This is a genomic window from Allobosea sp. NPDC055332 (assembly GCF_053645455.1).
Map to the genome: position 1 here is coordinate 481,425 of NZ_JBSHMO010000003.1, position 20,925 is coordinate 502,349.

A 20,925-nucleotide genomic window follows, 5' to 3' on the forward strand; every position below is an offset into this window, starting at 1 on the left:
AGGCACTCCCGTCAGGTTGCTGATCGGAAGTATTGCAACCTATGATTTAACAATCTGCAAAAGACGCGTTTGCCTAGACAGCCTTGTCGGGGTCGGTTGCCTCGCCAAGCTGCAATTGGCAGGTTCGGCGATTGATCGCAGCTTCGAGCCGCAGCATGTCGACGAAATAGCCGAGGCTGTTGAGTTGTGCAGCCTTGGCCATTGCGCCGAGTTCGATGCTGATCTCTTCGATATATAAAGCAACTTCAAGTTGCATACGCGCAAGCGCATCCATCCTGTGCGGGCCGGGGGAAGCCACAGTGCTGCGGCTTAGGCGGGAAACTCGGGACAAGCGATTGTCATCCGGATAGATTTTATCCTCCTTGATACGACGTGACGTTGCTTTCCTCATCTCATCTGGCCTCGCGGTCGCTTCAGCCCGGGAACGAACCGGTGTTCGATAGGCTCTATTCTTGCTACTCGCTTTCCGATAATGCAATCACTGCGTGCATAAAATTTTCTTGTGATGGAACGTTTTCCCGACCTGTGCGTTCCTTGGCGGTCGCAATTCAGCCGCGATTGGTTCAGGCCCGGTTCAACCGGGACGAGCTAAATCGGGCGTCAAGGCGGACATCCGCCCACAGGAGAATGCCATGTCAGCTTTCGGAAAGAGCCGCTTCCTCGTGACGCTCGCCGTCACCGGCAGCATTCTGGCGGCAGGTCTGACCCCCGTCATGGCGGGCGAGACCCGCTCGGTCAGCTTCGACAAGAGCCGCCTCGATGCGGCGCAGGTCGACTATTCGCAGTATTATCGTCGTGGCTGGCGCGGTAATAATCGCGGCGCGGCGATCGCGGCCGGTGTCGGCCTCGGCATCCTCGGCGCCGCCGCGATTGCAGCGAGCCGGCCGCGCTATGCCGAGCCGGTCTACGGCTACGATGACGGCTACGGCTATGAGCCGCGCTACGTCTACGAAGAGCCGGTTTATGTGGCGCCGCGGCGCTATTATGCGCCGCGCGCCTACGGCTACTATCCCGACAATATCAGGGACCCGGCTGGCGGCAGCTATCGCTGAGATCCGGCCAGGGCAACAGCCTTAATCGATTCTGAACGCCTGAAGCCTAAGCTTTGAGGGGTCGCTTCCGTCGCTCGACGGTAGCGGCCCTTTTCACGGCGTACGGGAACCCGCGGCTCCGATCCCGGAGCCGTCGCCTTGTCGACCTTGGAGAAAGACGATGAAACCCTCGCTCAAGACGCTGCTCTCTGGTTGTGGCGCGGTCGCCCTGGCGGCGTTCTGGTCCGGTACTGCTGTTGCCCAATACTATGACGATGGCTATGGGCGCCGTGATCGTCCCCGCTACGACCGCGGTTATGATCGCGGCTACGATCGTGGCTATGACCAAGGCCGGCGTGACCGCGGCTATCGCGGAGACGACGGGTATGGACGCGGCTATGGTCGCGGCAATCCGGTCAACCGCATGAGCATCGAAGACCAGAAGCAGGCGCTCAAGAACCACCGCGACGCGCAGAAGAAGGCGATCAAGCGCGGCTACGTCATTCCGTAGTCTTCGTCTTCTCCCGACTCGCTTCCATCCGATGCGAGGCGCGCGAGTCGGTCGAGTGCGCCCTGCAGGATATAGGCGGCCGCCATCTTGTCGACGACGGCCGCCCGCCTGGCACGCGAGGCGTCGGCGTCGAGCAAGGTACGGGTGACGGCGAGCGTCGACATCCGCTCGTCCCAGAACACGATCGGCAGAGTCGTCAGCGGCGCGAGGTTACGCACGAAAGCGCGGGTCGATTGAACCCGAGGCCCTTCGCTTCCATCCATGTTGAGCGGCAGGCCGATCACGAGGCCGGCGATTGCGTGCCGCTCCGCCACTTTCAGCAGTGCCGCTGCATCCTGCTTGAACTTGATGCGCTGGATCGTCTCCAGCGGCGTCGCAATCCGGCGCTCGACGTCGGACAGAGCGAGCCCGATCGTCTTGGTCCCGAGATCGAGCCCGAGCAGGCGGGCGTGCTCGGGCAGGGCGAGGAAATGGTCCAGGGCGACGAGATTGCTCATCCGCCGCCGGTAGCATGGGCCGCCCGCGGAGGCGAGCGGCCCGGCCAGCTCTAGTTGGCGTTCTGCGGCGTCAGGCCGGCTGCCTTCAACGCCGTTCCCCATTTTGCGACCTCGGCGGCGAAGCGCTTGGCGTGAGCCTCGCGTGTCCATTCGGCTGCGGGGAAGGCGCTGGTGCCGACGGCCTTGAAGCGCTCGAGCACGGCAGGATCCTTCAATGCCGCCTGCAGTGCGCCGTTGAGCTTGTCGAGCGCTGCCACCGGCGTGCCTTTCGGGGCGTAGAGTCCATGCCAGATCGTCATGTCGATCTCGGTGCCGGCTTCACGCGAGGTCGGGACATTCGGCAGCACGCCGAGCCGCTCCGGCGAGGTGACGGCATAGGCGCGGATCTTGTCCGACTGGATCTGCGGCACCGCCGTGGTCGACTGGTCGCAGAGCACGTCGACCTGTCCGCCGACGAGGTCGTTCATCGCCGGTCCCGTGCCGCGATAGGCGACCTGGGCGAGCTTGACGCTCAGTGCCTGCGAGATCAGCACGGCGCACAGATGCGCGTTCGAACCGATACCGGCATGGGCAACGGTGAGCTTCTCGGCCTGCTGCTTGGCGTAAGGGAAGAAGGCCTTGCCGTCGACAGGAGGCAAGGCGAGCTTGCCGGCGATCACCATCGGGCCGGTGTTGACGAGCCCGACCGGCGCGAAGGCGGTCTGCGTGTCGTAGCCGAGATTGCTGTAGAGCGCCGGCGCCGCGGCGAGGGCGAGGTGGTGGATGAGCATGGTGTGCCCGTCCGGCTCGGCCGCGACGAGGCGCTTGGCGCCTGCCGTCCCGCCGGCACCGGCGATGTTCTCGACGATGACCTGCTGGCCGAGCGTACGGCCCATATGCTCGCCGAGCAGGCGGGCGATCACGTCGCTGGGGCCGCCGGCGGCGAAGGGCACGATCAGGGTAAGCGGCTTGGTCGGGAAGCTTTGGGCTGCAGCAGCTGTGCCTAATCCCAGCAGGGCCAGCCCTGCGAGGGCGCCGCGGCGCGTCATGAGGAATCTGCGGAAATGGGCGATCATTCGTTTCCTCCTGTGTGGCGGCCGCTCTGCGTCGGCTTGGTCGAAAATCTCGTGGCTTTCGGTCCTCGAGCTTGGGTCGCTCGCTTTCGAGCAGAATTTTAGGAATAGGCGACAACAAACTGATCTTGCGTCGATAGCGATGATCGGCGCTTCAACGAACTGGCGATCCGGGGGCGGCTCAGCGCAGGTCTGAGAGGTAGTGAACCTCCTGGGTCAGGCACAGGCTGAGCCTGCGCTCGACGGGCGTGCCGTCGAGCGACAGGGCGATGCGATCGATCTGCAGGGCCGGCTCGCCAGCCGCGGCTCCAAGCGCAGCGGCATCCTCAGCGGAAAGCGCCACCGCCTTCAGCCGCTCGCGCGCATTGGCGATGGTGATGCCGTAATGACCTGCGTAAAGGCTGTAGAGATTGTTCGGGATCGGCCCGCCCTCGAGCCCGGGGAAGAGCTGCTGCGGCAGGCTGAGCGTCTCGACGATCAGCGGCGCGCCGTCGAAGGCGCGCTGCCGGCGGATGCGGATGACGGTCGCGTCCTCCAGCAGGTCCAGCGCCGCACGCTCCGCCGCGTCGGCCGGCCCGGTCGTCACCGAGAGGACGACGCTGTCGGGAAAGCGCGGTTCGCCGCGATCGGGCGCCAGCTTGAAGAACTGGAACAGGATGCGGCGCTCGTCATGCTCGGCAACGAAGGTGCCGCGCCCCTGACGTCGCACGACCAGGTTCTCGGCGGCGAGCTCGTCGAGCGCCTTGCGAACCGTGCCCTGGCTGACGCCAATCTCGGCGGCGAGCTGGCCTTCGCTCGGCAGAATCGCGCCAGGCGCCCAGACGCCATCCATGAGCCTGCGCACGAAGATCGCCTTCACCTGCCGGTAGAGCGGCCGGAAGCCCAGCGTCTCCGGCGTGTCGGGCTCGCGGGCCTGCCCTGTGATTTCGAGCTTGTGCACACTCATATGTCTTATATAAGACTTGGGCGCAGCTACGTCGAGCCCGATTTCACGAGCTGGGCCACGGCGTGAAGATCACGGGAAACGGTCAGGGATATCAGCCATGAGCAAGCCGCATCTGCTGGTGCACGAGACAAAGGACACGGTCGGTGTCGTCGTCGTCGAGGGCCTGAAGGCCGGGACCGACATGCTCGGCGTCGTCACGCACGACAATTCCGACTTCCGCTTGGCCGCCAAGATGGACATCCCGATCGGCCACAAGGTCGCGCTCAAGGACATCAAGAAGGGCGATACGATCTGGAAATATGGCCAGGACATCGGCAAGGCGATCGCCGACATCGGCAAGGGCGAGCATCTCCACGTCCACAACGTCAAGACCAAGCGCTGGTGAGCGCCGGCCTTAGCCCATTCCGATCCCAGGGCTCCCGCTAGGTCGAGCCCCAACCGTCCAGGAAACGCCAATGTCCTCCATCGTCGCCAATTTCGACCTCGTCAAAGGCAAGCTCGCCAAGGTGAAGGGTCGCAAGATCGAGGCGCCCGAGTTCAAGACGCCCTTCGTCAAGCGCCCGACCGGCCGCAGCCTCGATTCCTTCATGGGCTGGCGCCGCGAGAATGGCCGTGTCGGTGTGCGCAACCATGTGCTGCTGCTGCCGCTCGACGATCTCTCCAACGCCGCCTGCGAGGCCGTCGCCAACAATATCAAGGGCACGCTGGCAATTCCGCACGCCTATGGCCGCCTGCAGTTCGGCGAGGACCTCGAGGTCCATTTCCGCACCCTGATCGGCACCGGCTCGAACCCGAACGTCGCGGCTGTCGTCGTCATCGGCATCGAGGATGGCTGGACCAAGCGCGTCGTCGACGGCATCGCCAAGACCGGCAAGCCGGTGGTCGGCTTCGGCATCGAGGGCCATGGCGACATCGCGACTATCGCGCGCGCCTCTTACGTCGCCAAGGAGTTCGTGCAGTGGGCGACCGAGCTGCAGCGCGTGAAGTGCGGCATCGAGGAGCTCTGGGTCTCGACCAAGTGCGGTGAGTCGGACACCACGACCGGCCTGTCCTCCTGCCCGACCGTCGGCAACATGTACGACAAGTGGATTCCGCGCGGCGTCTACGGCGTCTTCGGCGAGACCTCGGAGATCACCGGCGCCGAGCATCTCTGCAAGGCGCGTGCGGCGACGCCGGAGGTCGGCGAGCGCTGGTACAAGATGTGGAAGGCCTATCAGGACGACGTCATCGAGGCCCACAAGACCGACGACCTCTCCGATTCGCAGCCGACCAAGGGCAATATCGCCGGCGGCCTGACCACGATCGAGGAGAAGGCGCTCGGCAACCTCGAGAAGATCGGCCGCGAGTGCAAGTTCATCGACATCCTCGAACCGGCGCAGGCGCCGGAAAAGGGTCCCGGCCTCTACTACATGGACACCTCCTCGGCCGCGGCCGAATGCGTGACCCTGATGGCGGCGGGCGGCTATGTCGTGCACACCTTCCCGACCGGGCAGGGCAACGTCATCGGCAACCCGATCGTTCCGGTCATCAAGATCACCGGCAACCCGAAGACCATGCGCACCATGCCCGAGCACATCGACGTCGACGTCTCCGGCATCCTGCGCCGCGACCTGACCATCCCGCAGGCCGGCGACGCGCTGATCGAGAACATCGTGCGCACCGCGAATGGCCGCCTCACGGCAGCCGAGGCGCTGGGCCATCGCGAGTTCTCGATGACCAAGCTATACCGCAGCGCCTGAGGAGCAGCGTCTCCGGGCGCGACGAGGCGAGAGAAGTGTCGGACGGGATCGTTTCCAGGGGTGTTTCACTGCATGCGCCGGGGCGGGACGTGTTGCCCGCCTACGTCCGTGCCCTGGAAGCGGGCTGGTCGCCGAACACGACGCGTGATGTCGCGCCCGAGCAGCTCGCGGCGATCGCGGCCGACCCGGACGCCTTCCTCGCCGGGCTGAACGGGCGCGGCGGCAAGATCCGCCTCCATGACGGCAGCGAAGTCGATCGACTGCCGGGCATCACCCGCTGGATCATCGCAAGCGGGCGGCCGGAGTGCCCCTTCGTCGGCAGCATCAACCTGCGCTGGCAGGAGGACGAGGCCGGCAGGCCTGTCACGGAGCTGCCGTCGCATGTCCTTGGCCATGTCGGCTACACCATCCTGCCAGGCCATGCCGGAAACGGCTATGCCAGTGCCGCTCTGGCGGTTGTGCTCGCTGAGGCTCGCGCCATTGGCCTGCCCTTCGTCAGGATCACCTGCGATACCGACAATGCGGCCTCGCGGCGGATCATCGAGAAGAATGGCGGGCGTTTCATCGAGAGTTTTGTCGCTCCCTTCTACGGACCCGGGGAGCGCCTGATGTACCGGATCGATTTGCAATCATGACCGAAGCAGCCGTCCCGCGCCTGGCGAAAGGCCTTGGCCCGCTCCTGCCGGGCCTTGTGCTCTCGACGGTGGTGGCTATCGCCTCCGTGCTGGCCGAGCCCGTGCTGAAGCAGCTCGCCGGCGGGCGCGTCGGCATCCCGGCGGTGGTGATCGCGCTGGTGATCGGCATGGCGCTGCATCCGGTCGCGAACACGCATCGCTTCCTCCCGGGTATGACCTTCTGCGTCAAGAAGCTGCTGCGCTGGGCGATCGCGCTGCTCGGCCTGCGTGTCGCACTCGGCGACATCATCGCTCTCGGCCTCGGCACCGCTGTGCTCGTCATCGTCTCGATGGTGGTGACCGTTGTCGCCGGCTTCCTGCTGGCGCGCCTGCTCGGCCGCGAGCCGGGGGTTGGCGCGCTCGGCGGCGTCGCTACGGCCGTCTGCGGCGCCTCGGCCGCGCTCGCGACATCGACAGTCGTCCCCGACTACAAGAACAAGGCCGCCGACACCGCCTTCACCGTGATCGCGATGAACGTGCTCGCCACGGTCGCGATGCTGGCCTATCCGCTGCTCTGCGCCTGGCTCGGTCTCTCGCAGCAGCAGACCGGCGTGATGCTGGGGGCAACCATCCACGACGTCGCGCAGGTCGTCGGCGCCGGCCAGGCCGTCTCGGACGAGGCGGCGAACGCGGCAGTGATCGTCAAGCTCTTCCGGGTCTTCCTGTTGCTGCCTTCGGTGCTGATCGTCGGCTGGTGGCTGACCCGCCATGGCGAGACCCATGGCGACGCCAAGGTGCCGGTCCCGGTCTTCGCCTTCGTCTTCCTCGTCATGTGCGTGGTGAACAGTGTGCTGAGCACCCAGGCCGGGCTGGCTGGCATCTACATGCCGATCCGCGACATCCTGCTCGAAGTCTCGCGCTGGGGCCTGCTGATCGCGATCGCGGCGCTCGGCCTCGGCACCTCGATCGCGGCGATGGCCCGGCTCGGCTGGCGGCACCTTGCCGTGGTCACCGGCACGACCCTCGTCATCCTCGTCGTTGCCACGGGCGGGATCATCCTGCTCGGCTGACTGGACCTCACAGCGGAAACAGCCATGACCGACATCGTCATCACCGAATTCATGGACGAGGCGGCGGTGGCGGCGCTGCAGGCGCGTTACAGCGTGCACCACGACCCCGATCTCTTCGCCAAGCCCGACGAGCTTGCGCGGCTGGTGGCCGACATCCCGGCCTTGATCGTGCGCAACCAGACGCAGGTTCGCGGCGATGTGCTGGCTGCCGCCAAGAGGCTGAAGGTCGTCGGCCGGCTCGGCGTCGGTCTCGACAATATCGACATGGAGGCCTGCTCGGCTCGCGGCATCCAGGTCTTTCCGGCCACCGGCGCCAACAGCCTCTCGGTAGTCGAGTATGTGATCGGCACGGCGATGACGCTGCTGCGTGGCGCCTATTTCGCCAATGCCGCCATGCTCGCCGGCGAATTCCCGAAGACCAAGCTGATCGGGCGCGAGATCGCCGGCAAGCGCATGGGCCTCGTCGGCTTCGGCGCGATCGCCCGCGATGCGGCCCGGCACGCCAAGGCGCTCGGGATGACGGTCGCGGCCTATGATCCTTATGTCCCGGCTGACGCCCCGATTTGGCAGGGCATCGAAAAGCTCGAGCTCGACGCGCTGCTGTCGACCTCGGACGTGATCTCGATCCATCTGCCGCTGACGCCCGAGACGCGCGGGCTGATCGGCGAGGCGGCCTTCGCGACGATGAAGCCCGACACCATCCTGATCAACGCGGCGCGCGGCGGCATCATGGACGAGGCGGCGCTGGTCGCGGCGCTGAAGGGCGGACGCCTCGGCGGCGCGGCCCTCGACGTCTTCGAGCAGGAGCCGCTCAAGGCCGATGGTGCCAAGCTCTTCGCCGGCACGCCGAACCTGATCCTGACGCCGCATATCGCCGGCAACACGGTCGAATCGAACGGGCGCGTCTCCGGCCTCGTCGCCGAACGGGTCATGGCGGCGCTGGAGGGCAGGGCATGACGAAGCTCTCGCTGGAAGCGGCCGAGCAGAGGGTCGCGGACCTCTTCATCGAAGCTGGCGCCTCACCCGCCAACGCGGCGTCCGTCGCGTTGGCGCTGGTCATGGCCGAGGCGGATGGGCTCAAGGGCCATGGCCTCTCGCGCGTGCCCACCTATATTTCGATGCTGCGGTCCGGCAAGATCGACGGACAGGCCGTGCCGATCGCACACCAGCCTAAGCCCGGCGTGCTGGCGATCGATGCGGCCCATGGCTTTGCCTATCCGGCGATCGACCTCGCCGTGATCGAACTGCCCGAGATCGCCCGCAAGCAGGGCATCGCCGCCGCGCCGATCCGCCGTTCCAACCATTGCGGCGCCGCCGGCTTGCATGTCGAGCGACTGGCGGAACAGGGCCTCGTCGCGCTGCTCTTCGCCAACACGCCCGGCGCGATGGCGCCCTGGGGTGGCGCCAAGCCGGTCTTCGGCACCAATCCGATCGCCTTCGCCGCGCCGCTCCCCGGCCGGGAGCCGCTGGTGATCGACATGGCGCTGTCCAAGGTGGCGCGCGGGCCGATCGTCGCCGCCAAGCAGAAAGGCGAGCCGATCCCGGAGGGCTGGGCGCTCGACGCCGCCGGCAAGCCGACCACCGATCCGGCCGCCGCGATCGCTGGCACCATGGTCCCGCTCGGCGACGCCAAGGGCGCGACGCTGGCCATGATGGTCGAGATCCTCGCTGCCGCGCTGGTCGGCACGCATTTCGCCTTCCAGGCCTCGTCTTTCCTCGACGACCAGGGCGGGCCGCCCGACACCGGCCAGCTCATCCTCGCGATCGATCCGGCGAGCATGGGCGGCAACTGGTTCGCCGAGCGCATGAAGCTGCTGACCCATGCGATCGAGGAGCAGCCGGGCACGCGCTTGCCCGGCATGCGGCGCTATGGGCTGCGGGCCAAGGCCCGGGCGGAGGGGATTGAGGTCGATCTCTGAGCGGCCACGCAGCTCTCAAACGAAATCGAATCGGTCAACATCGACAAGACCTTTGTCGGTGATCTTGAGATGCGGGATCACTGGCAGGGTCAGGAAGGCGACCTGCAGGAAGGGTTCGGCCAGCACGACGCCGAGCGCCTTCGCCGCCGCGCGCAGGCCTTCCAGCCCGTGCCGCACCGTCTCGAAAGGCTGGTCGCTCATCAGCCCGGCGACGGGCAGTGCCAGATCGGCCACGACCTTGCCACCGTCCGCCACCGCGAAGCCGCCGCCGGTCTCGATCAGCCGGTTGGCTGCGGCCGCCATCGAGGCCTCGTCGACGCCGACGACGCAGAGATTGTGGCTGTCATGGCCGACCGACGAGGCAATGGCGCCGTGCTTCATGCCGAAGCCATGAACGAATCCGCTGGCGATGCCGCCATTGCGGCCATGCCGCTCGATCACCGTGACCTTGACGGCGTCCTGATCGAGATCGGGCAAACTCTGGCCGTCCTTCGCGGGCAGACGCATGGAAAGCCGTTCGGTGATGATACGTCCAGGCACGACGCCGATCACCGGTGTCTCGCCCTCGCGCGCCGTCACAGCGAAATCATTCGGCGCGAGCTTGCGGCTACGGACGCTGGCGAGGCCGACGGGCGGAACCGCCTTCCTGTCGGCGAACAGCGCGTCCTCGACCAGCTTGCCGCCGGCGAACACTTGTTTGACACGGCAGGCGGCGAGATCCTCGACCAGCACGATGTCGGCGCGCTTGCCCGGGCCGATGAAACCGCGGTCGAACAGCCCGAAATTCCGCGCCGCCGACAGGCTCGCCGTGCGATAAGTCGCAAGCACATCCGCGCCATGCGCGATCGCGGTGCGGATCATGTAGTCGAGATGGCCTTCCTCGGCGATATCCAGCGGGTTTCGGTCGTCGGTGCAGAAGGCGAGGAAGGGCGAGGCATCGCGCGTGATCAGGGGTATCAGCGCGTGTAGGTCCTTCGAGACCGAGCCCTCGCGGATCAGGATCGCCATGCCCTTGGCGAGCTTTTCGCGGGCCTCCTCGGCCGTAGTGGTCTCGTGGTCAGTGCGGATGCCGGCGGAGAGATAGCCGTTGAGGTCGAGCCCGCGCACCAGCGGCGCATGGCCGTCGATATGCCGGTGCGAGAACGCCTCCAGCTTGGCGAGGCAGCCGGGGTCGCGGTGGAGCACGCCGGGAAAGTTCATGAACTCCGCGAGGCCGATCACCTTGGGATGGTCCATGAACGGGGTGAGGGCGCCAGCCTCCAGCGCTGCGCCAGCTGTCTCCAGATGCGTTGCCGGCACGCAGCTCGAGAGCTGGACGCGCAGGTCCATGCGCATGGCCTCGGCACATGCGAGGAAATAGCGGATGCCCTCGGCGCCGAGCACATTGGAGATCTCGTGCGGATCGCAGATCGCGGTGGTAACGCCGTGCGGTAGCACGCAGCGCTCGAATTCGAGCGGCGTCACCAGCGAGGATTCGACATGGAGATGCGTGTCGATGAAGCCGGGCACCGCGATCAGGCCGCTCGCATCGAAGCTCGCCTTGCCCTCGTAGCGGCCGTAGGTGCCGACGATGGTATCACCGCAGAGCGCGATATCGGTCGGGGCCAGCTCGCCCGAGACGAGGTCGAACAACTGCGCGCCGCGGATGACGAGATCGGCCGGCTCGTCGCCGCGTCCTTGCGCGATCCGGCGGGCGAGGGTGGCTGCATCGGTCATGGGAGAGTGCTCCGGGTTCGGGCCGGCTTGGCTACGCCATCTCGCCGGCCTAGACAGGCGCTGTCCAGTCGCCTTTCGCGGAGACCATCATGCAGCTCACCTGGTTCGGCCATTCGGCGTTTCGGCTCGACCTGCCCGGCGCCTCGGTCCTGATCGATCCGTTCTTCACCGGCAACCCCGCCTTCGAGGGCGATGCCGCCGCCGTAAGCAAGGGCGTTAGCCATATCGTCGTCACTCACGGCCATGGCGACCATGTCGGCGACACGCTCGCCATCGCCGCGGCGAACGACGCGACCGTAATCACCAATTACGACCTCTGCATGCATCTCGCCTCGAAGGGGCTGAAGAAGTTCCAGCCGATGAACACTGGCGGCAGCGTCGATCTCGGCGCCTTCTCGGTGACGCTCGTCCGGGCCGATCATTCGGCCGGCATGGGCGAGGCGGGGGTGGCCGTCCCGGTTGGCAATGCCAACGGCGCGATCATCAAGGCGGCGGGCGAGAAGACGCTCTGGCACATGGGCGACACCGACATCTTCTCCGACATGGCCCTGCTTGCCGAGATCCACGGCGTCGAGGCTTGCATCTGTCCGATCGGCGACCGCTTCACCATGGGCGCCAAAACGGCGGCGCTGGCGATGACCCGTTTCGTCAAGCCGAAGCTCGCGATCCCCTGCCATTACGGCTCCTTCCCGATCATCGCCCAGGACGCGGTGGTCTTCGTCGAGGGGTTGAAGGGCAGCGGGGTTCACGCGCTGGTGCCGGAGAAGGGCAAGGCGGCGACGATCTGACGCCGCTGTCAGTGTGAGCCGTGCGCAACCGGCGGGCCGCAAGTAAGTGCTGACTTACTGGCGGTCCGCGCGCTATAGCGCTGGCGAACCATTACCGGCGCCGTCGCGCCGATCCCAGCAGGAGCCCGCCCATGTCGGTCGACGCCGCCACCGTCAAACGCGTCGCGCATCTCTCGCGCATCGCTGTCGATGATGCGGATGTGCCGAAGCTGCAAGGCGAGCTCAACGCCATCCTCGGCTTCGTCGAGCAGCTCAACGAAGTCGACGTCTCCGGTGTCGAGCCGATGACCTCGGTCACGCCGATGGTGATGAAGAAGCGCCAGGACGTGGTCAATGACGGCGAGATCGCCGCCGAGATCGTCGCCAACGCGCCGGCCACCGAGGACGACTATTTCATGGTGCCGAAGGTGATCGAGTGAGCGCCTGAAGCGCTCCGCTCACCCTCATCGCCCAATCGCATACGTTTTACGGATACTCCCCGTGACCGATCTCACCCGCCTGACCCTGACCGAAGCCCGCGAGGGGCTGAAGGCCAAGCAGTTCTCCGCCACTGAGCTCGCCAAGGCTCATATCGCCGCCGTCGAACAGGCGCGGGCGCTCAACGCCTATGTGCTGGAGACGCCGGAGCACGCGCTGAAGCAGGCCGCCGCCTCCGACGAGAAGCTTGCCAGGGGCGAGGCCGGCCCGCTCGAAGGTCTGCCCCTTGGCATCAAGGATCTGTTCGCGACCAAGGGCGTCCGCACCACCGCCTGCTCGCGCATCCTCGGCAATTTCGTGCCGCCCTATGAATCGACCGTCTCGTCGCAGCTCTGGCGTGACGGCGCCGTCATGCTCGGCAAGCTCAACAATGACGAGTTCGCCATGGGCTCGTCGAACGAGAGCTCGGCCTTCGGGCCGGTGGTCAATCCCTGGCGTCGCCAGGGCTCGAATGTCGGGGCAGGGGCCGCCGGCGCGATCGAGGGCAATCATCTGGTGCCCGGCGGCTCCTCCGGCGGCTCGGCCGCGGCGGTGGCCGCGCATCTCTGCCTCGCCGCGACCGCGACCGATACCGGCGGCTCGATCCGCCAGCCCGCCGCCTTCACCGGCACGGTCGGCATCAAGCCGACCTATGGCCGCTGCTCGCGCTGGGGCATCGTCGCCTTCGCCTCCTCGCTCGACCAGGCGGGGCCTATCGGCAAGACCGTGCGTGACTGTGCCGTGATGCTGCGCTCCATGGCCGGGCATGATCCGAAGGACACCACCTCGGTCGATCGGGCCGTGCCGGACTACGAGGCGTCGGTCGGCCGCTCGGTCAAGGGCATGAAGATCGGTATCCCCCGGGAGTATCGCCTGGAGGGCCTCAACCCCGAGATCGACGCGCTCTGGCAGCAGGGCATTGACTGGCTCAAGGCGGCCGGTGCCGAGATCGTCGAGATCTCGCTACCACACACGAAATACGCGCTGCCGGCCTATTACATCGTCGCGCCGGCGGAGGCCTCCTCCAACCTCGCGCGCTATGACGGCGTCCGCTACGGCCTGCGCGAGCAGGGTCGCGACATCGTCGAGATGTACGAGAAGACCCGCGCCGCCGGCTTCGGCGCCGAGGTCAGGCGCCGCGTCATGATCGGCACCTATGTGCTGTCCTCGGGCTATTACGATGCCTACTACCTGCGCGCCCAGAAGGTGCGCACGCTGATCAAGCGCGATTTTGAAGCTGTCTACGACCAGGGCGTCGACGCGGTGCTGACTCCGGCGACGCCGTCCTCCGCTTTCGGCATCGGCGAGAAGGGCTCGGCCGATCCGGTCGAGATGTACCTCAACGACGTCTTCACGGTGACGGTGAACATGGCCGGACTGCCGGGTATCGCCGTACCGGCGGGGCTCGACAGCCAGGGGCTGCCGCTCGGCCTGCAGCTGATCGGCCGGCCCTTCGACGAGGAGACGCTGTTCTCGCTCGGCCAGGTCATCGAGGAGGCGGCCGGCCGCTTCCCGGTTGGCGAGCGCTGGTGGGCCTGAGCCCGCCGCCGCTTGATCGGTCGCATTCCGAATCCTGATTTCCCTGGCACCGTGTCGGGTGGCAGTCTCCGGGCCTGATCAGGCTGCCGGAGACCGCCATGCCGTCCTATCCGTTCGAAACCGTCGACGTCTTCACCAATAGCCGCTTCGGCGGCAACCAGCTCGCCGTCTTCACCGATGCGCGCGGCCTGTCCGATGCCGAGATGCAGGCGCTGGCGGCGGAGATGAACTACAGCGAGACGACCTTCGTGCTGCCGCCGAGCAATCCGGCCAATACGGCACGCGTCCGCATCTTCCACCGCACCGCCGAGATGCCGTTCGCCGGCCATCCCAATGTCGGCACCGCCTGCGTGCTCGCCGGCCATGGCCGCGACCGCGACGGCATCCTGCTGTTCGAGGAGCTCGCCGGCCTCGTCGAGGTCCGTATCGCGCGCGACGCTGCCGGGCTGGTGACGGGTGCGACCATCGCCGCGCCGCAGGCACTTTCGCTCGGTATCCAGCTGCCGCCTGATGCGATCGCCGCCTGCGCTGGGCTCAGCCCGCAGGACGTCCTCACAGGCCGCCATCCACCGCAGCAGGCCTCGGTCGGCGTCAAATTCGTGCTGACCGAGGTCACGCCGGAAGCGCTGACACGGGCGACGCCGGACATCGCTGCCTATCGCCGACTCGAACAGGCCAACCCGGCCCTTGAAGGGCGGCTTTCGATCTTCTTCTATGCCTGGGACGGCGACAGGGTTCGCGCCCGCATGTTCGCGCCGCTCGCCGGCACCTGGGAAGATCCCGCGACCGGCAGCGCCAGCGCGACGCTCGCTGCTCTCACCCTCTCGCTCTCCGACAAGGACAACATCGCCTTCGAGATCGCGCAAGGCGTCGAGATGGGGCGGCCGAGCCTGCTGCATGTCGCGGCGCGGCGCGTCGGTGGCGAGATCCGCGCCACTGTCGGCGGCGGCTGCGTGCCGGTGCTGCGCGGCGAAGCGACGGTGTGAGAGAGGCGCGTCATGCTCGGGCCTGACCCGAGCATCTCAGGCCGGATGAGGCCCCAAGGGGCGCCTTCTTGTCATGAGATTCTCGGGTCTGCGCTTCGCTCCTCCCAAGAATGACGTAGCTGTCAGCTGAGCCCCAATTCCGCGCGAACCTTCCGCGTCAGCCCGGCCGCGACCAGCCGGTGGCTCTCGCGCAGATAGTCGCGGAAGGCGTCGTCCGGCAGGCCTTCGTCCGAGAAGCGCTGGATCCACTTCATCCCGCGCGAGGCGAGATAGGGCGCCGGGCGGCAGCCGGGTGCATCGCGCAGCATCTCATAGGCCAGCGGTGAGCATTTGAACGACACGAAGAGGGCTCTCTCGGTATCGTCGCGACCGAGCGCGAACACCTTGCCGCCGACCTTCCAGACATCGGCGCCACCCCATTGGACGACATGGCTGGTCGCGGGCAGGGCGGCGCAGAAGGCGTTGTATTCGGCGAGGGTCATGTCGTCCTGCTGTCGTGGGCCGCTACGTTGCATCGATTGATAGCCCAAACGACACCGATTGGTGACGGGAGCGGACGCGTCGATCCACATCGTTGAAATCAGCTACTTCCGCCAGAACGGCTTGGCGATTTCCGCTTCGACCTGTTGCGTCGTCAGGCCGATATCCTTGAGCAGATGCGGATTCTCTTGCGCCATCTGCGCCAGCTTCCAGCGAGTTCGTATCCGCTCCCGCCAGGTCACGAGAATGCCTCGCGGCTCCATGCAGACGGGGTGCGAAATCGACGAAAGTGTGGGGGCATCGTTCATGGCAACCTCCCCATGGTTTGGGGCGCATGGCCCTTGATCTTGGGAGGTCGAGTTCTGCGGGAGGCGAGCCGCGGCGTCCTTAAGCCCGCCCGAAGAGTTCCAAAAACTTCCAAACGGGCTATGGATTGGCCCTATGCCGGGATCGCGCTTTGCCTTTGGCCCATTCGTGCTCGATTCGAGTGCGGGAACGCTCCTCGCGAACGATGTCCCTGTCACCGCCAGCTATCGCGGCCTGAAGCTCCTCGCGGCGCTCGTTGGACGGCCCGGCGACATCCTGAGCAAGGCCGAGCTGCTCGATGCGGCCTGGCCGGGGATGGCCGTCGAGGAAGGTAACCTCACTGTCCAGATCGCGCAGCTCCGCAAGCTGCTCGGTACGCGTGCCGACGGCGGCGACTGGATCGCCACGGTCCCGCGCATCGGCTACCGATTCGCAGGGGCGGTCGAACAGCTTGGCGATGCGCAGCGCAAGCCCTTGCCGCTGCCCGCCAAGCCGTCGGTCGCCGTGTTGCCCTTCGCCAATGTCAGCAATGATCCCGAGCAGGAAACCTTTGCGGACGGGCTGACCGAGGACCTGATCACCGACCTCTCCCGGACTTCGGAACTATTCGTCATCGCGCGCAATTCGGCCTTCGCCTACAAGGGCAAGGCGAGGGATGTGCGCGAGATCGCCGAAGAGCTCGGCGTGCGCTACCTGCTGGAGGGGAGCGTCAGGCACGCTGCGGGGCGCGTGCGCATCAACGCCCAGCTGGTCGACGCGCTGACCGGCGACCACCTCTGGGCAGAACGCTTCGATCGCAAGCTCGACGACATCTTCGCTGTCCAGGACGAGGTTACGGCCAGGATCGTCGAGGCCTTGTTCGGCCGGCTGCGCACGCCGCCGCCGCGTCAGCGCCCGAAGAGCCTCGAAGCCTATGATCTCTGCGTGCGGGCGCGCCGGCTGATGGATGACACACCACAGGCCGCGCAGGAGGCGCATCTGTTGCTGACGCGTGCGATCGCCCTCGATCCGGACTATGCCGAGGCCTATCGCTGGCTCGCCTTGAACCACTGGATGGGCTGGGTGCATTCCGGCGGCCCCAGTGAGGCTTCCCGCAGCATCGCCCTGGAGTTGGCGCGCAAGGCCGTGGCGATCGATCCCGCCGATGCCGGCTGCCGCTGGGCCCTGGCCTATCTGCTCGCCTATGAACGCAGCTTCGCCGAGGCGGACGCGGAATTCGCCAAGGCGCTAGCACTCGATCCGAACGAAGCCGATGCCTGGGCGGCGCTCTCCGATATCACCGTCCTGGCCGGGCGGATCGATGAGGGCCTCGAGCACATCCGCAAGGCGTTCCGGCTCAATCCGTTTCCGGCGAGCTGGTACTATCTGCCGCTCGGCCAGGCCCTCTATGCGGCCGGTGAGTATCAGGCCGCAGTCGAGGCGCTGCGCCAGGACAAGACCCATCGGACGAGCTCGCGCCGTTTCCTGGCGGCGAGCCTGGCCCAGCTTGGCCACCTCGATGAGGCGCGCGCGGAGGCCGAACTGTTCCTGGTCGGCAATCCGGACTTCAGCATCCGCCATTGGGCGGCGATGGAACCGTTCCGCGATGGAGTGTTGTGCGAGCGTTTTATCGACGGCTTCCGTAAGGCCGGCCTTCCGGAGTGATGCGGACCGACTCTGGCCATCCGGCCGAGACGTCGTCAGATCGATGCTCTGGAACCGGTCCGGCCATAAGCCGTTGATCTGCCGCTCGAGAATGCGAGGCGACGATGAAACTCTCCGGTGGCTGCAATTGCGGGCAGGTCCGCTACGAACTCGATGGCGAGCCGATCCGGGTTGGCATCTGCCATTGCGAGACCTGCCGGAAGGGTTCTGGCTCGTCCTTCTCGTATTTCGGGATCTGGCCCAGAGCCGATGTGATCCTGTCTGGCGAGCTCGGCTGCTGGCAGAGCCGGGCCGGCGGCGAGCGCTTCTGCACGAATTGCGGTTCGCCGCTGTTCTGCTGGGCGGAGGATTCCGACGAGATCGAGATCAAGCTCGGCACATTGGATACCCCGCCGAGCGCATTGGTGCCGGCTTACGAGCTCTGGACCATCCGCCGCGAGCCCTGGCTGGCGCACCAGAAGGGCGCCGAGCAGCATACGCGTGACCGCGAGCCGTCAGAGCCGAACAATAGTTAGAAACTCTCTGCGTCGACGCCGTGGGCCTTGGCGGCAGTGACGATCTGCGACCAGGTCTCGTCGTCGAGCGGAATACCGTCGCGCTCCCGCTCAATCCGCGTCTTGCGCTCCTTGTCGCCGGGCGCCAGCACGGGCTGCGAGGGATCCTGCGGCGCGGCGGCGCGGACGAAGGCGAGATAGCTCTCGATCCGCTGCTGACGCAGGCCCGCATCCGGCTCGAGTCGGGCAGGGTCGATCAGCACGCCGAACAGCGAATTGATGATCCAGGTCTTGTGCGGCTTCTGATCGATGCGTGCGGCGCCCATCAGCCCGGCCGAAAGCAATTCGGCAATCAGCGAGAGGCCGGCGCCCTTGTGGTCCCCGAAGGGCAGCAGCGCGCCGAGGGGAAGCCCCTCCTGCAGGAAGACATGCCTTGGCTCGACGGTTGGGCGGCCCTCGCCATCGATGATGTAGCCTTCCGGCACGTCGACGCCCTTGTTGAGCGCGACACGCGCTTTGCCGTGGGCCATGCGGCTGGTGGCGAAATCGAGGATCAGTGGCTCGCCGCCGGGCACCGGCAGGCCGATCGAGATCGGATTGGTGCCGAAGCGCGCCTGCTTGGCGGCGAAGGGCGCGACGATCGGCGGCCGGCCGGCGACATTGACCCAGAACACCGAAATCAGGCCGGCGGCGGCGGCGACCTCGGAATAGTGACCGATGCGCCCGATATGATGGGAATCGAGCAGGTTGAGCACGGCGACGCCGCCGCTCTGCGCGATCGTAATGGCGCGGTCGACGGCGTTGCGGGCGGTCGGCTGGCCGAGCGCGACATTGCCGTCGGCGATCAGGAAAGGGCCAACCTCGCTCCGGATGCTGAGCCTGGACTGCGGCTTCAGATGGCCGTCGGCGAGCGAGTTGAAATAGAGCGGCAACATGCCGATGCCATGGCTGTCATGGCCGCTGAGATTGGCGAGCACCAGATGCTCGGCCGTCTCCTGCGCCTCCGCCTCGCTCCAGCCGGCGGCGGTGATCATGGCGCGGGCGAGGGCGCGGAGCGCGTCGGGCCGGTGCAGGCGATACGAGGTCATGGCTCTCAGTCGGTGGTTGGAATGGTCCCGGCAGAGTGCACGGGCCTGCGTTGCATGCAATGGACGCAGGCAAATGGCGCCGTCCCGGCCGGTGCATCTCGACGTTGCGCTCAGCAATCCTTATGTTGCTGTGAGCAATCCTGTTTTCACCGGACCTTGAATCCGGTCGAGGAGGGACGAGGATGTTTTCGATACCCGGCCTGAAGGTGGTCTCGCTGACCGATGCCGCCGCGGCCCGCATTCGCGAGATCATGGCGCAGTCGGCGCGTGACAACCCGGATTCGCCCGCGCTCGGCTTGCGCGTCGGTGTCAAGAAGGGCGGCTGCGCCGGCATGGAGTACACCTTCGAGGTCGCACGCGCGACGGGCAAGGGCGACGAGGTCGTGACCGAGAAGGACGCGACCGTGGTCGTCGATGCCAAGGCTGTGCTGTTCCTGCTCGGCACCGAGCTCGACTTCAAGACCGACCGCTTCTCCTCGACCTTCGTCTTCAACAACCCGAACCAGGTCTCGGCCTGCGGCTGCGGCGAATCGGTCGAGATCAAGCCGCGCGCGGAGACTGCGCTGGCGGCGCAGTAACCGAGATGGATGCCGTGGCCGTCGCGGAGCTGTTCGCGCCGGCGCTGCCGGTTCGGACGCGCCGCATGTTCGGTGGACTCGGCATCTATGACGGCGAGGCGATGTTCGCGCTCGCCTTCGATGGCGAGATCTTCCTGAAAACCACGGACGCGACCCGGCCTGAATTCATTGCGGCCGGCAGCGAGCCGTTTCGCTACATGGCACGCAGCCGCGAGCGCGAGACCGGCTATTGGCGCCTGCCCGCAACGGCCTTCGACGACGAGGTACTACACCGCTACACCGAGCTCGCATTGGCCGCGGCGCGCGAAGCGGGGCTGAAGAAGCGGCCGCTCAGGCGACTTTCGCCGCGTCCTGGACCGCGTCCTCGGTAACCGTGCGGTTGCGCCCGTCGCGCTTGGCCTGCAGCAGCGCATTGTCGGCCCGCTCGACGATCGAGCTTGCCGTGTCGCCGCGCCTATAGACCGCGACGCCGAGCGAGATGGTGATGCGCCCGAGGCTCTCATTGGTCGAGCGCTTCACCAGTTCCCGGGTCAGGAGTGCCTGACGTACGGTCTCGGCGCCGAACTTGCCCGCGACGACGTCTGCCTCCGGTAGGATGATGGCGAATTCCTCGCCGCCGAAGCGGGTGATGATCGCCTTGTCCTTGAACTTGTCCTTCATCGTCTTGGCGACCAGGCGCAGCACCTGATCTCCTGTCAGATGGCCGTGCATGTCGTTGAAGTGCTTGAAGAAGTCGATATCGGCCATGACCAGCGCGAAGGGCTCGCGCCGCAAGGTGGCCTGATCGATCGCCTTCTGCAGCATTTCCTCGAAATGGCGGCGATTGGCGAGGCCGGTGAGCGGGTCGGTCAGAGCCTCGGCCCGCGTCGATTCCAGCGCCTCGCGCAGATTGTGGATCTCGTGCGCGCTTTCGCGCAGCTGGGTTTCGAGCTGGGTCTTGCGTGCGACCTCCTCGCGGGTCGACAGAACCAGGGCCTCGACCCATTCGCGCAGCTTCTGCCGGTCGGCCGAGGGAGGCACCTCTTCCGACATTGCACAGAGCCGACCGTGATACTGCTCGGTCGAGCTCAGTGCCCGGTCGACCAGCGCCATCATGCTGTCGATCTCGGCGAGCACCTGCAGGCTGGTGCGCTCCGCCTGGCGCGAGAGGCGATCGGTGCTGATGAACTTCTCGTAGAGCGTGTCGATGTCGGCGGCGCCGACTTCGCCGTTGCTGGCGGCGATCACGGCGTTCATCGCCATGCTGAGAGCTGGCACCTCGCCGCTGAGATGGGCGTACCAGACTTCGAAGGCGCGGGGATAGCCTGGGGAATAATGCTGACGCATCGCCGCGACAACCTGTTCGGCGAGGTCGTGAGCCTGCGGCAAGCCCGAGCGGTTGGTGGTCATGACGTCCTGTCCCCGCCGGACGCGAAATTCTTCCGCGCCCGCTACGCGCCTGACCGTAGGACAGGCGGAGTTAATGCAAGGT

The 20,925-nt window shown here is 66.5% G+C and carries 25 protein-coding genes; 16 read left to right on the forward strand and 9 right to left on the reverse strand.

Features of this window, described 5'->3' with window-relative positions; genetic code table 11:
- Window positions 1–73: 73 nt before the first annotated feature.
- Window positions 74–391: a hypothetical protein gene (locus ACWIGM_RS18590; RefSeq protein WP_454027435.1), complete on the reverse strand. Its 318-nt coding sequence runs from the start codon at window positions 389–391 to the stop codon at window positions 74–76.
- A 241-nt stretch (window positions 392–632) separates the two neighbouring features.
- Between ACWIGM_RS18590 and ACWIGM_RS18595 the strand changes: the two genes are divergently transcribed.
- Both ACWIGM_RS18595 and ACWIGM_RS18600 read left to right on the forward strand, forming a co-directional pair.
- Window positions 633–1,052: a hypothetical protein gene (locus ACWIGM_RS18595; protein WP_454027436.1), complete on the forward strand. Its 420-nt coding sequence runs from the start codon at window positions 633–635 to the stop codon at window positions 1,050–1,052.
- 160 nt (window positions 1,053–1,212) lie between these two features.
- Entirely contained in the window at window positions 1,213–1,542 is a 330-nt protein-coding gene (locus tag ACWIGM_RS18600; RefSeq protein WP_454027437.1) for a hypothetical protein, read from the forward strand.
- Here ACWIGM_RS18600 and ruvX read toward each other — a convergent pair.
- The 3 genes from ruvX to ACWIGM_RS18615 form a co-directional block, all read right to left on the reverse strand.
- Window positions 1,527–2,039: a Holliday junction resolvase RuvX gene (ruvX, locus tag ACWIGM_RS18605; protein ID WP_454027438.1), complete on the reverse strand. Its 513-nt coding sequence runs from the start codon at window positions 2,037–2,039 to the stop codon at window positions 1,527–1,529. The genes ACWIGM_RS18600 and ruvX overlap by 16 nt on opposite strands.
- 50 nt (window positions 2,040–2,089) lie before the next feature.
- The gene (locus ACWIGM_RS18610) at window positions 2,090–3,094 is read right to left on the reverse strand and encodes a tripartite tricarboxylate transporter substrate-binding protein (RefSeq protein ID WP_454027439.1); all 1,005 of its coding nucleotides are present in this window, start codon (window positions 3,092–3,094) and stop codon (window positions 2,090–2,092) included.
- Window positions 3,095–3,272: 178 nt separating this feature from the next.
- Window positions 3,273–4,031, reverse strand: a complete 759-nt coding sequence (locus tag ACWIGM_RS18615) for a GntR family transcriptional regulator (RefSeq protein ID WP_454027440.1) — start codon at window positions 4,029–4,031, stop codon at window positions 3,273–3,275.
- 103 nt (window positions 4,032–4,134) lie between these two features.
- On the opposite strand from ACWIGM_RS18615, the gene ACWIGM_RS18620 reads away from it, so the two are divergent.
- The 6 genes from ACWIGM_RS18620 to ACWIGM_RS18645 all read left to right on the forward strand — a co-directional run bounded on the left by ACWIGM_RS18620 (window position 4,135) and on the right by ACWIGM_RS18645 (window position 9,379).
- The gene (locus ACWIGM_RS18620) at window positions 4,135–4,422 is read left to right on the forward strand and encodes a UxaA family hydrolase (protein ID WP_454027441.1); all 288 of its coding nucleotides are present in this window, start codon (window positions 4,135–4,137) and stop codon (window positions 4,420–4,422) included.
- 202 nt (window positions 4,423–4,624) lie between these two features.
- A complete protein-coding gene (locus ACWIGM_RS18625; protein WP_454028022.1) occupies window positions 4,625–5,776 on the forward strand; it encodes a UxaA family hydrolase in 1,152 nt (383 codons plus the stop codon).
- Window positions 5,777–5,865: 89 nt separating this feature from the next.
- Complete coding sequence (locus tag ACWIGM_RS18630; RefSeq protein WP_454027442.1) at window positions 5,866–6,411, forward strand: GNAT family N-acetyltransferase; 546 nt, start codon at window positions 5,866–5,868, stop codon at window positions 6,409–6,411.
- Window positions 6,408–7,460, forward strand: coding sequence for a YeiH family protein (locus ACWIGM_RS18635; protein ID WP_454027443.1), 1,053 nt, complete (start codon window positions 6,408–6,410; stop codon window positions 7,458–7,460). Before ACWIGM_RS18630 ends, ACWIGM_RS18635 begins: the two co-directional genes overlap by 4 nt.
- A gap of 24 nt (window positions 7,461–7,484) precedes the next feature.
- Entirely contained in the window at window positions 7,485–8,417 is a 933-nt protein-coding gene (locus ACWIGM_RS18640) for a hydroxyacid dehydrogenase (RefSeq protein ID WP_454027444.1), read from the forward strand.
- Entirely contained in the window at window positions 8,414–9,379 is a 966-nt protein-coding gene (locus ACWIGM_RS18645; protein WP_454027445.1) for an Ldh family oxidoreductase, read from the forward strand. The genes ACWIGM_RS18640 and ACWIGM_RS18645 overlap by 4 nt, the downstream gene beginning before the upstream one ends.
- A gap of 15 nt (window positions 9,380–9,394) precedes the next feature.
- On the opposite strand, the gene ade is transcribed toward ACWIGM_RS18645, so the two are convergent.
- Window positions 9,395–11,095, reverse strand: coding sequence for an adenine deaminase (gene ade / locus ACWIGM_RS18650; protein WP_454027446.1), 1,701 nt, complete (start codon window positions 11,093–11,095; stop codon window positions 9,395–9,397).
- Between the two features lie 89 nt (window positions 11,096–11,184).
- On the opposite strand from ade, the gene ACWIGM_RS18655 reads away from it, so the two are divergent.
- From ACWIGM_RS18655 to ACWIGM_RS18670, 4 genes are all read left to right on the forward strand, one after another.
- Window positions 11,185–11,883, forward strand: a complete 699-nt coding sequence (locus ACWIGM_RS18655; protein ID WP_454027447.1) for a metal-dependent hydrolase — start codon at window positions 11,185–11,187, stop codon at window positions 11,881–11,883.
- A gap of 131 nt (window positions 11,884–12,014) precedes the next feature.
- Complete coding sequence (gene gatC / locus ACWIGM_RS18660; protein ID WP_454027448.1) at window positions 12,015–12,302, forward strand: Asp-tRNA(Asn)/Glu-tRNA(Gln) amidotransferase subunit GatC; 288 nt, start codon at window positions 12,015–12,017, stop codon at window positions 12,300–12,302.
- 61 nt (window positions 12,303–12,363) lie between these two features.
- On the forward strand, window positions 12,364–13,878 hold the full coding sequence (gatA, locus tag ACWIGM_RS18665; RefSeq protein ID WP_454027449.1) for an Asp-tRNA(Asn)/Glu-tRNA(Gln) amidotransferase subunit GatA: 1,515 nt from the start codon (window positions 12,364–12,366) through the stop codon (window positions 13,876–13,878).
- A 98-nt stretch (window positions 13,879–13,976) separates the two neighbouring features.
- Window positions 13,977–14,864 carry a PhzF family phenazine biosynthesis protein gene (locus ACWIGM_RS18670; protein ID WP_454027450.1) on the forward strand — a complete coding sequence of 296 codons (888 nt, stop codon included), beginning with the start codon at window positions 13,977–13,979 and terminating at the stop codon, window positions 14,862–14,864.
- 122 nt (window positions 14,865–14,986) lie between these two features.
- Here ACWIGM_RS18670 and ACWIGM_RS18675 read toward each other — a convergent pair whose 3' ends face one another.
- Window positions 14,987–15,346, reverse strand: a complete 360-nt coding sequence (locus tag ACWIGM_RS18675; protein WP_454027451.1) for an MmcQ/YjbR family DNA-binding protein — start codon at window positions 15,344–15,346, stop codon at window positions 14,987–14,989.
- A 102-nt stretch (window positions 15,347–15,448) separates the two neighbouring features.
- On the reverse strand, window positions 15,449–15,652 hold the full coding sequence (locus ACWIGM_RS18680; protein WP_454027452.1) for a DUF1127 domain-containing protein: 204 nt from the start codon (window positions 15,650–15,652) through the stop codon (window positions 15,449–15,451).
- Between the two features lie 133 nt (window positions 15,653–15,785).
- Between ACWIGM_RS18680 and ACWIGM_RS18685 the strand changes: the two genes are divergently transcribed.
- Together ACWIGM_RS18685 and ACWIGM_RS18690 are read left to right on the forward strand one after the other, a co-directional pair.
- Window positions 15,786–17,294: a winged helix-turn-helix domain-containing tetratricopeptide repeat protein gene (locus ACWIGM_RS18685; RefSeq protein WP_454027453.1), complete on the forward strand. Its 1,509-nt coding sequence runs from the start codon at window positions 15,786–15,788 to the stop codon at window positions 17,292–17,294.
- 104 nt (window positions 17,295–17,398) lie between these two features.
- A complete protein-coding gene (locus ACWIGM_RS18690; protein WP_454027454.1) occupies window positions 17,399–17,809 on the forward strand; it encodes a GFA family protein in 411 nt (136 codons plus the stop codon).
- On the opposite strand, the gene ACWIGM_RS18695 is transcribed toward ACWIGM_RS18690, so the two are convergent.
- Window positions 17,806–18,876, reverse strand: coding sequence for a malate/lactate/ureidoglycolate dehydrogenase (locus ACWIGM_RS18695; protein ID WP_454027455.1), 1,071 nt, complete (start codon window positions 18,874–18,876; stop codon window positions 17,806–17,808). The genes ACWIGM_RS18690 and ACWIGM_RS18695 overlap by 4 nt on opposite strands.
- A 182-nt stretch (window positions 18,877–19,058) precedes the next feature.
- On the opposite strand from ACWIGM_RS18695, the gene ACWIGM_RS18700 reads away from it, so the two are divergent.
- A complete protein-coding gene (locus ACWIGM_RS18700; RefSeq protein WP_454027456.1) occupies window positions 19,059–19,454 on the forward strand; it encodes a HesB/IscA family protein in 396 nt (131 codons plus the stop codon).
- A gap of 5 nt (window positions 19,455–19,459) precedes the next feature.
- Window positions 19,460–19,825 carry a TfoX/Sxy family protein gene (locus ACWIGM_RS18705; protein ID WP_454027457.1) on the forward strand — a complete coding sequence of 122 codons (366 nt, stop codon included), beginning with the start codon at window positions 19,460–19,462 and terminating at the stop codon, window positions 19,823–19,825.
- Here the strand turns inward: ACWIGM_RS18705 and ACWIGM_RS18710 are convergent.
- Window positions 19,785–20,843: a GGDEF domain-containing protein gene (locus ACWIGM_RS18710; RefSeq protein ID WP_454027458.1), complete on the reverse strand. Its 1,059-nt coding sequence runs from the start codon at window positions 20,841–20,843 to the stop codon at window positions 19,785–19,787. The two genes, ACWIGM_RS18705 and ACWIGM_RS18710, sit on opposite strands and share 41 nt — an antisense overlap.
- Window positions 20,844–20,925: the final 82 nt, after the last annotated feature.

Coding starts and splice junctions, on each gene's coding strand:
- ACWIGM_RS18590 (WP_454027435.1), bottom strand. CDS start 391: ATGAGGAAAGCAACGTCACGTCGTATCAAGGAGGATAAAATCTATCCG.
- ACWIGM_RS18595 (WP_454027436.1), top strand. CDS start 633: ATGTCAGCTTTCGGAAAGAGCCGCTTCCTCGTGACGCTCGCCGTCACC.
- ACWIGM_RS18600 (WP_454027437.1), top strand. CDS start 1,213: ATGAAACCCTCGCTCAAGACGCTGCTCTCTGGTTGTGGCGCGGTCGCC.
- ruvX (WP_454027438.1), bottom strand. CDS start 2,039: ATGAGCAATCTCGTCGCCCTGGACCATTTCCTCGCCCTGCCCGAGCAC.
- ACWIGM_RS18610 (WP_454027439.1), bottom strand. CDS start 3,094: ATGATCGCCCATTTCCGCAGATTCCTCATGACGCGCCGCGGCGCCCTC.
- ACWIGM_RS18620 (WP_454027441.1), top strand. CDS start 4,135: ATGAGCAAGCCGCATCTGCTGGTGCACGAGACAAAGGACACGGTCGGT.
- ACWIGM_RS18625 (WP_454028022.1), top strand. CDS start 4,625: ATGGGCTGGCGCCGCGAGAATGGCCGTGTCGGTGTGCGCAACCATGTG.
- ACWIGM_RS18635 (WP_454027443.1), top strand. CDS start 6,408: ATGACCGAAGCAGCCGTCCCGCGCCTGGCGAAAGGCCTTGGCCCGCTC.
- ACWIGM_RS18640 (WP_454027444.1), top strand. CDS start 7,485: ATGACCGACATCGTCATCACCGAATTCATGGACGAGGCGGCGGTGGCG.
- ACWIGM_RS18645 (WP_454027445.1), top strand. CDS start 8,414: ATGACGAAGCTCTCGCTGGAAGCGGCCGAGCAGAGGGTCGCGGACCTC.
- ade (WP_454027446.1), bottom strand. CDS start 11,095: ATGACCGATGCAGCCACCCTCGCCCGCCGGATCGCGCAAGGACGCGGC.
- ACWIGM_RS18655 (WP_454027447.1), top strand. CDS start 11,185: ATGCAGCTCACCTGGTTCGGCCATTCGGCGTTTCGGCTCGACCTGCCC.
- gatC (WP_454027448.1), top strand. CDS start 12,015: ATGTCGGTCGACGCCGCCACCGTCAAACGCGTCGCGCATCTCTCGCGC.
- ACWIGM_RS18670 (WP_454027450.1), top strand. CDS start 13,977: ATGCCGTCCTATCCGTTCGAAACCGTCGACGTCTTCACCAATAGCCGC.
- ACWIGM_RS18675 (WP_454027451.1), bottom strand. CDS start 15,346: ATGACCCTCGCCGAATACAACGCCTTCTGCGCCGCCCTGCCCGCGACC.
- ACWIGM_RS18680 (WP_454027452.1), bottom strand. CDS start 15,652: ATGAACGATGCCCCCACACTTTCGTCGATTTCGCACCCCGTCTGCATG.
- ACWIGM_RS18685 (WP_454027453.1), top strand. CDS start 15,786: ATGCCGGGATCGCGCTTTGCCTTTGGCCCATTCGTGCTCGATTCGAGT.
- ACWIGM_RS18690 (WP_454027454.1), top strand. CDS start 17,399: ATGAAACTCTCCGGTGGCTGCAATTGCGGGCAGGTCCGCTACGAACTC.
- ACWIGM_RS18695 (WP_454027455.1), bottom strand. CDS start 18,876: ATGACCTCGTATCGCCTGCACCGGCCCGACGCGCTCCGCGCCCTCGCC.
- ACWIGM_RS18700 (WP_454027456.1), top strand. CDS start 19,059: ATGTTTTCGATACCCGGCCTGAAGGTGGTCTCGCTGACCGATGCCGCC.
- ACWIGM_RS18705 (WP_454027457.1), top strand. CDS start 19,460: ATGGATGCCGTGGCCGTCGCGGAGCTGTTCGCGCCGGCGCTGCCGGTT.
- ACWIGM_RS18710 (WP_454027458.1), bottom strand. CDS start 20,843: ATGACCACCAACCGCTCGGGCTTGCCGCAGGCTCACGACCTCGCCGAA.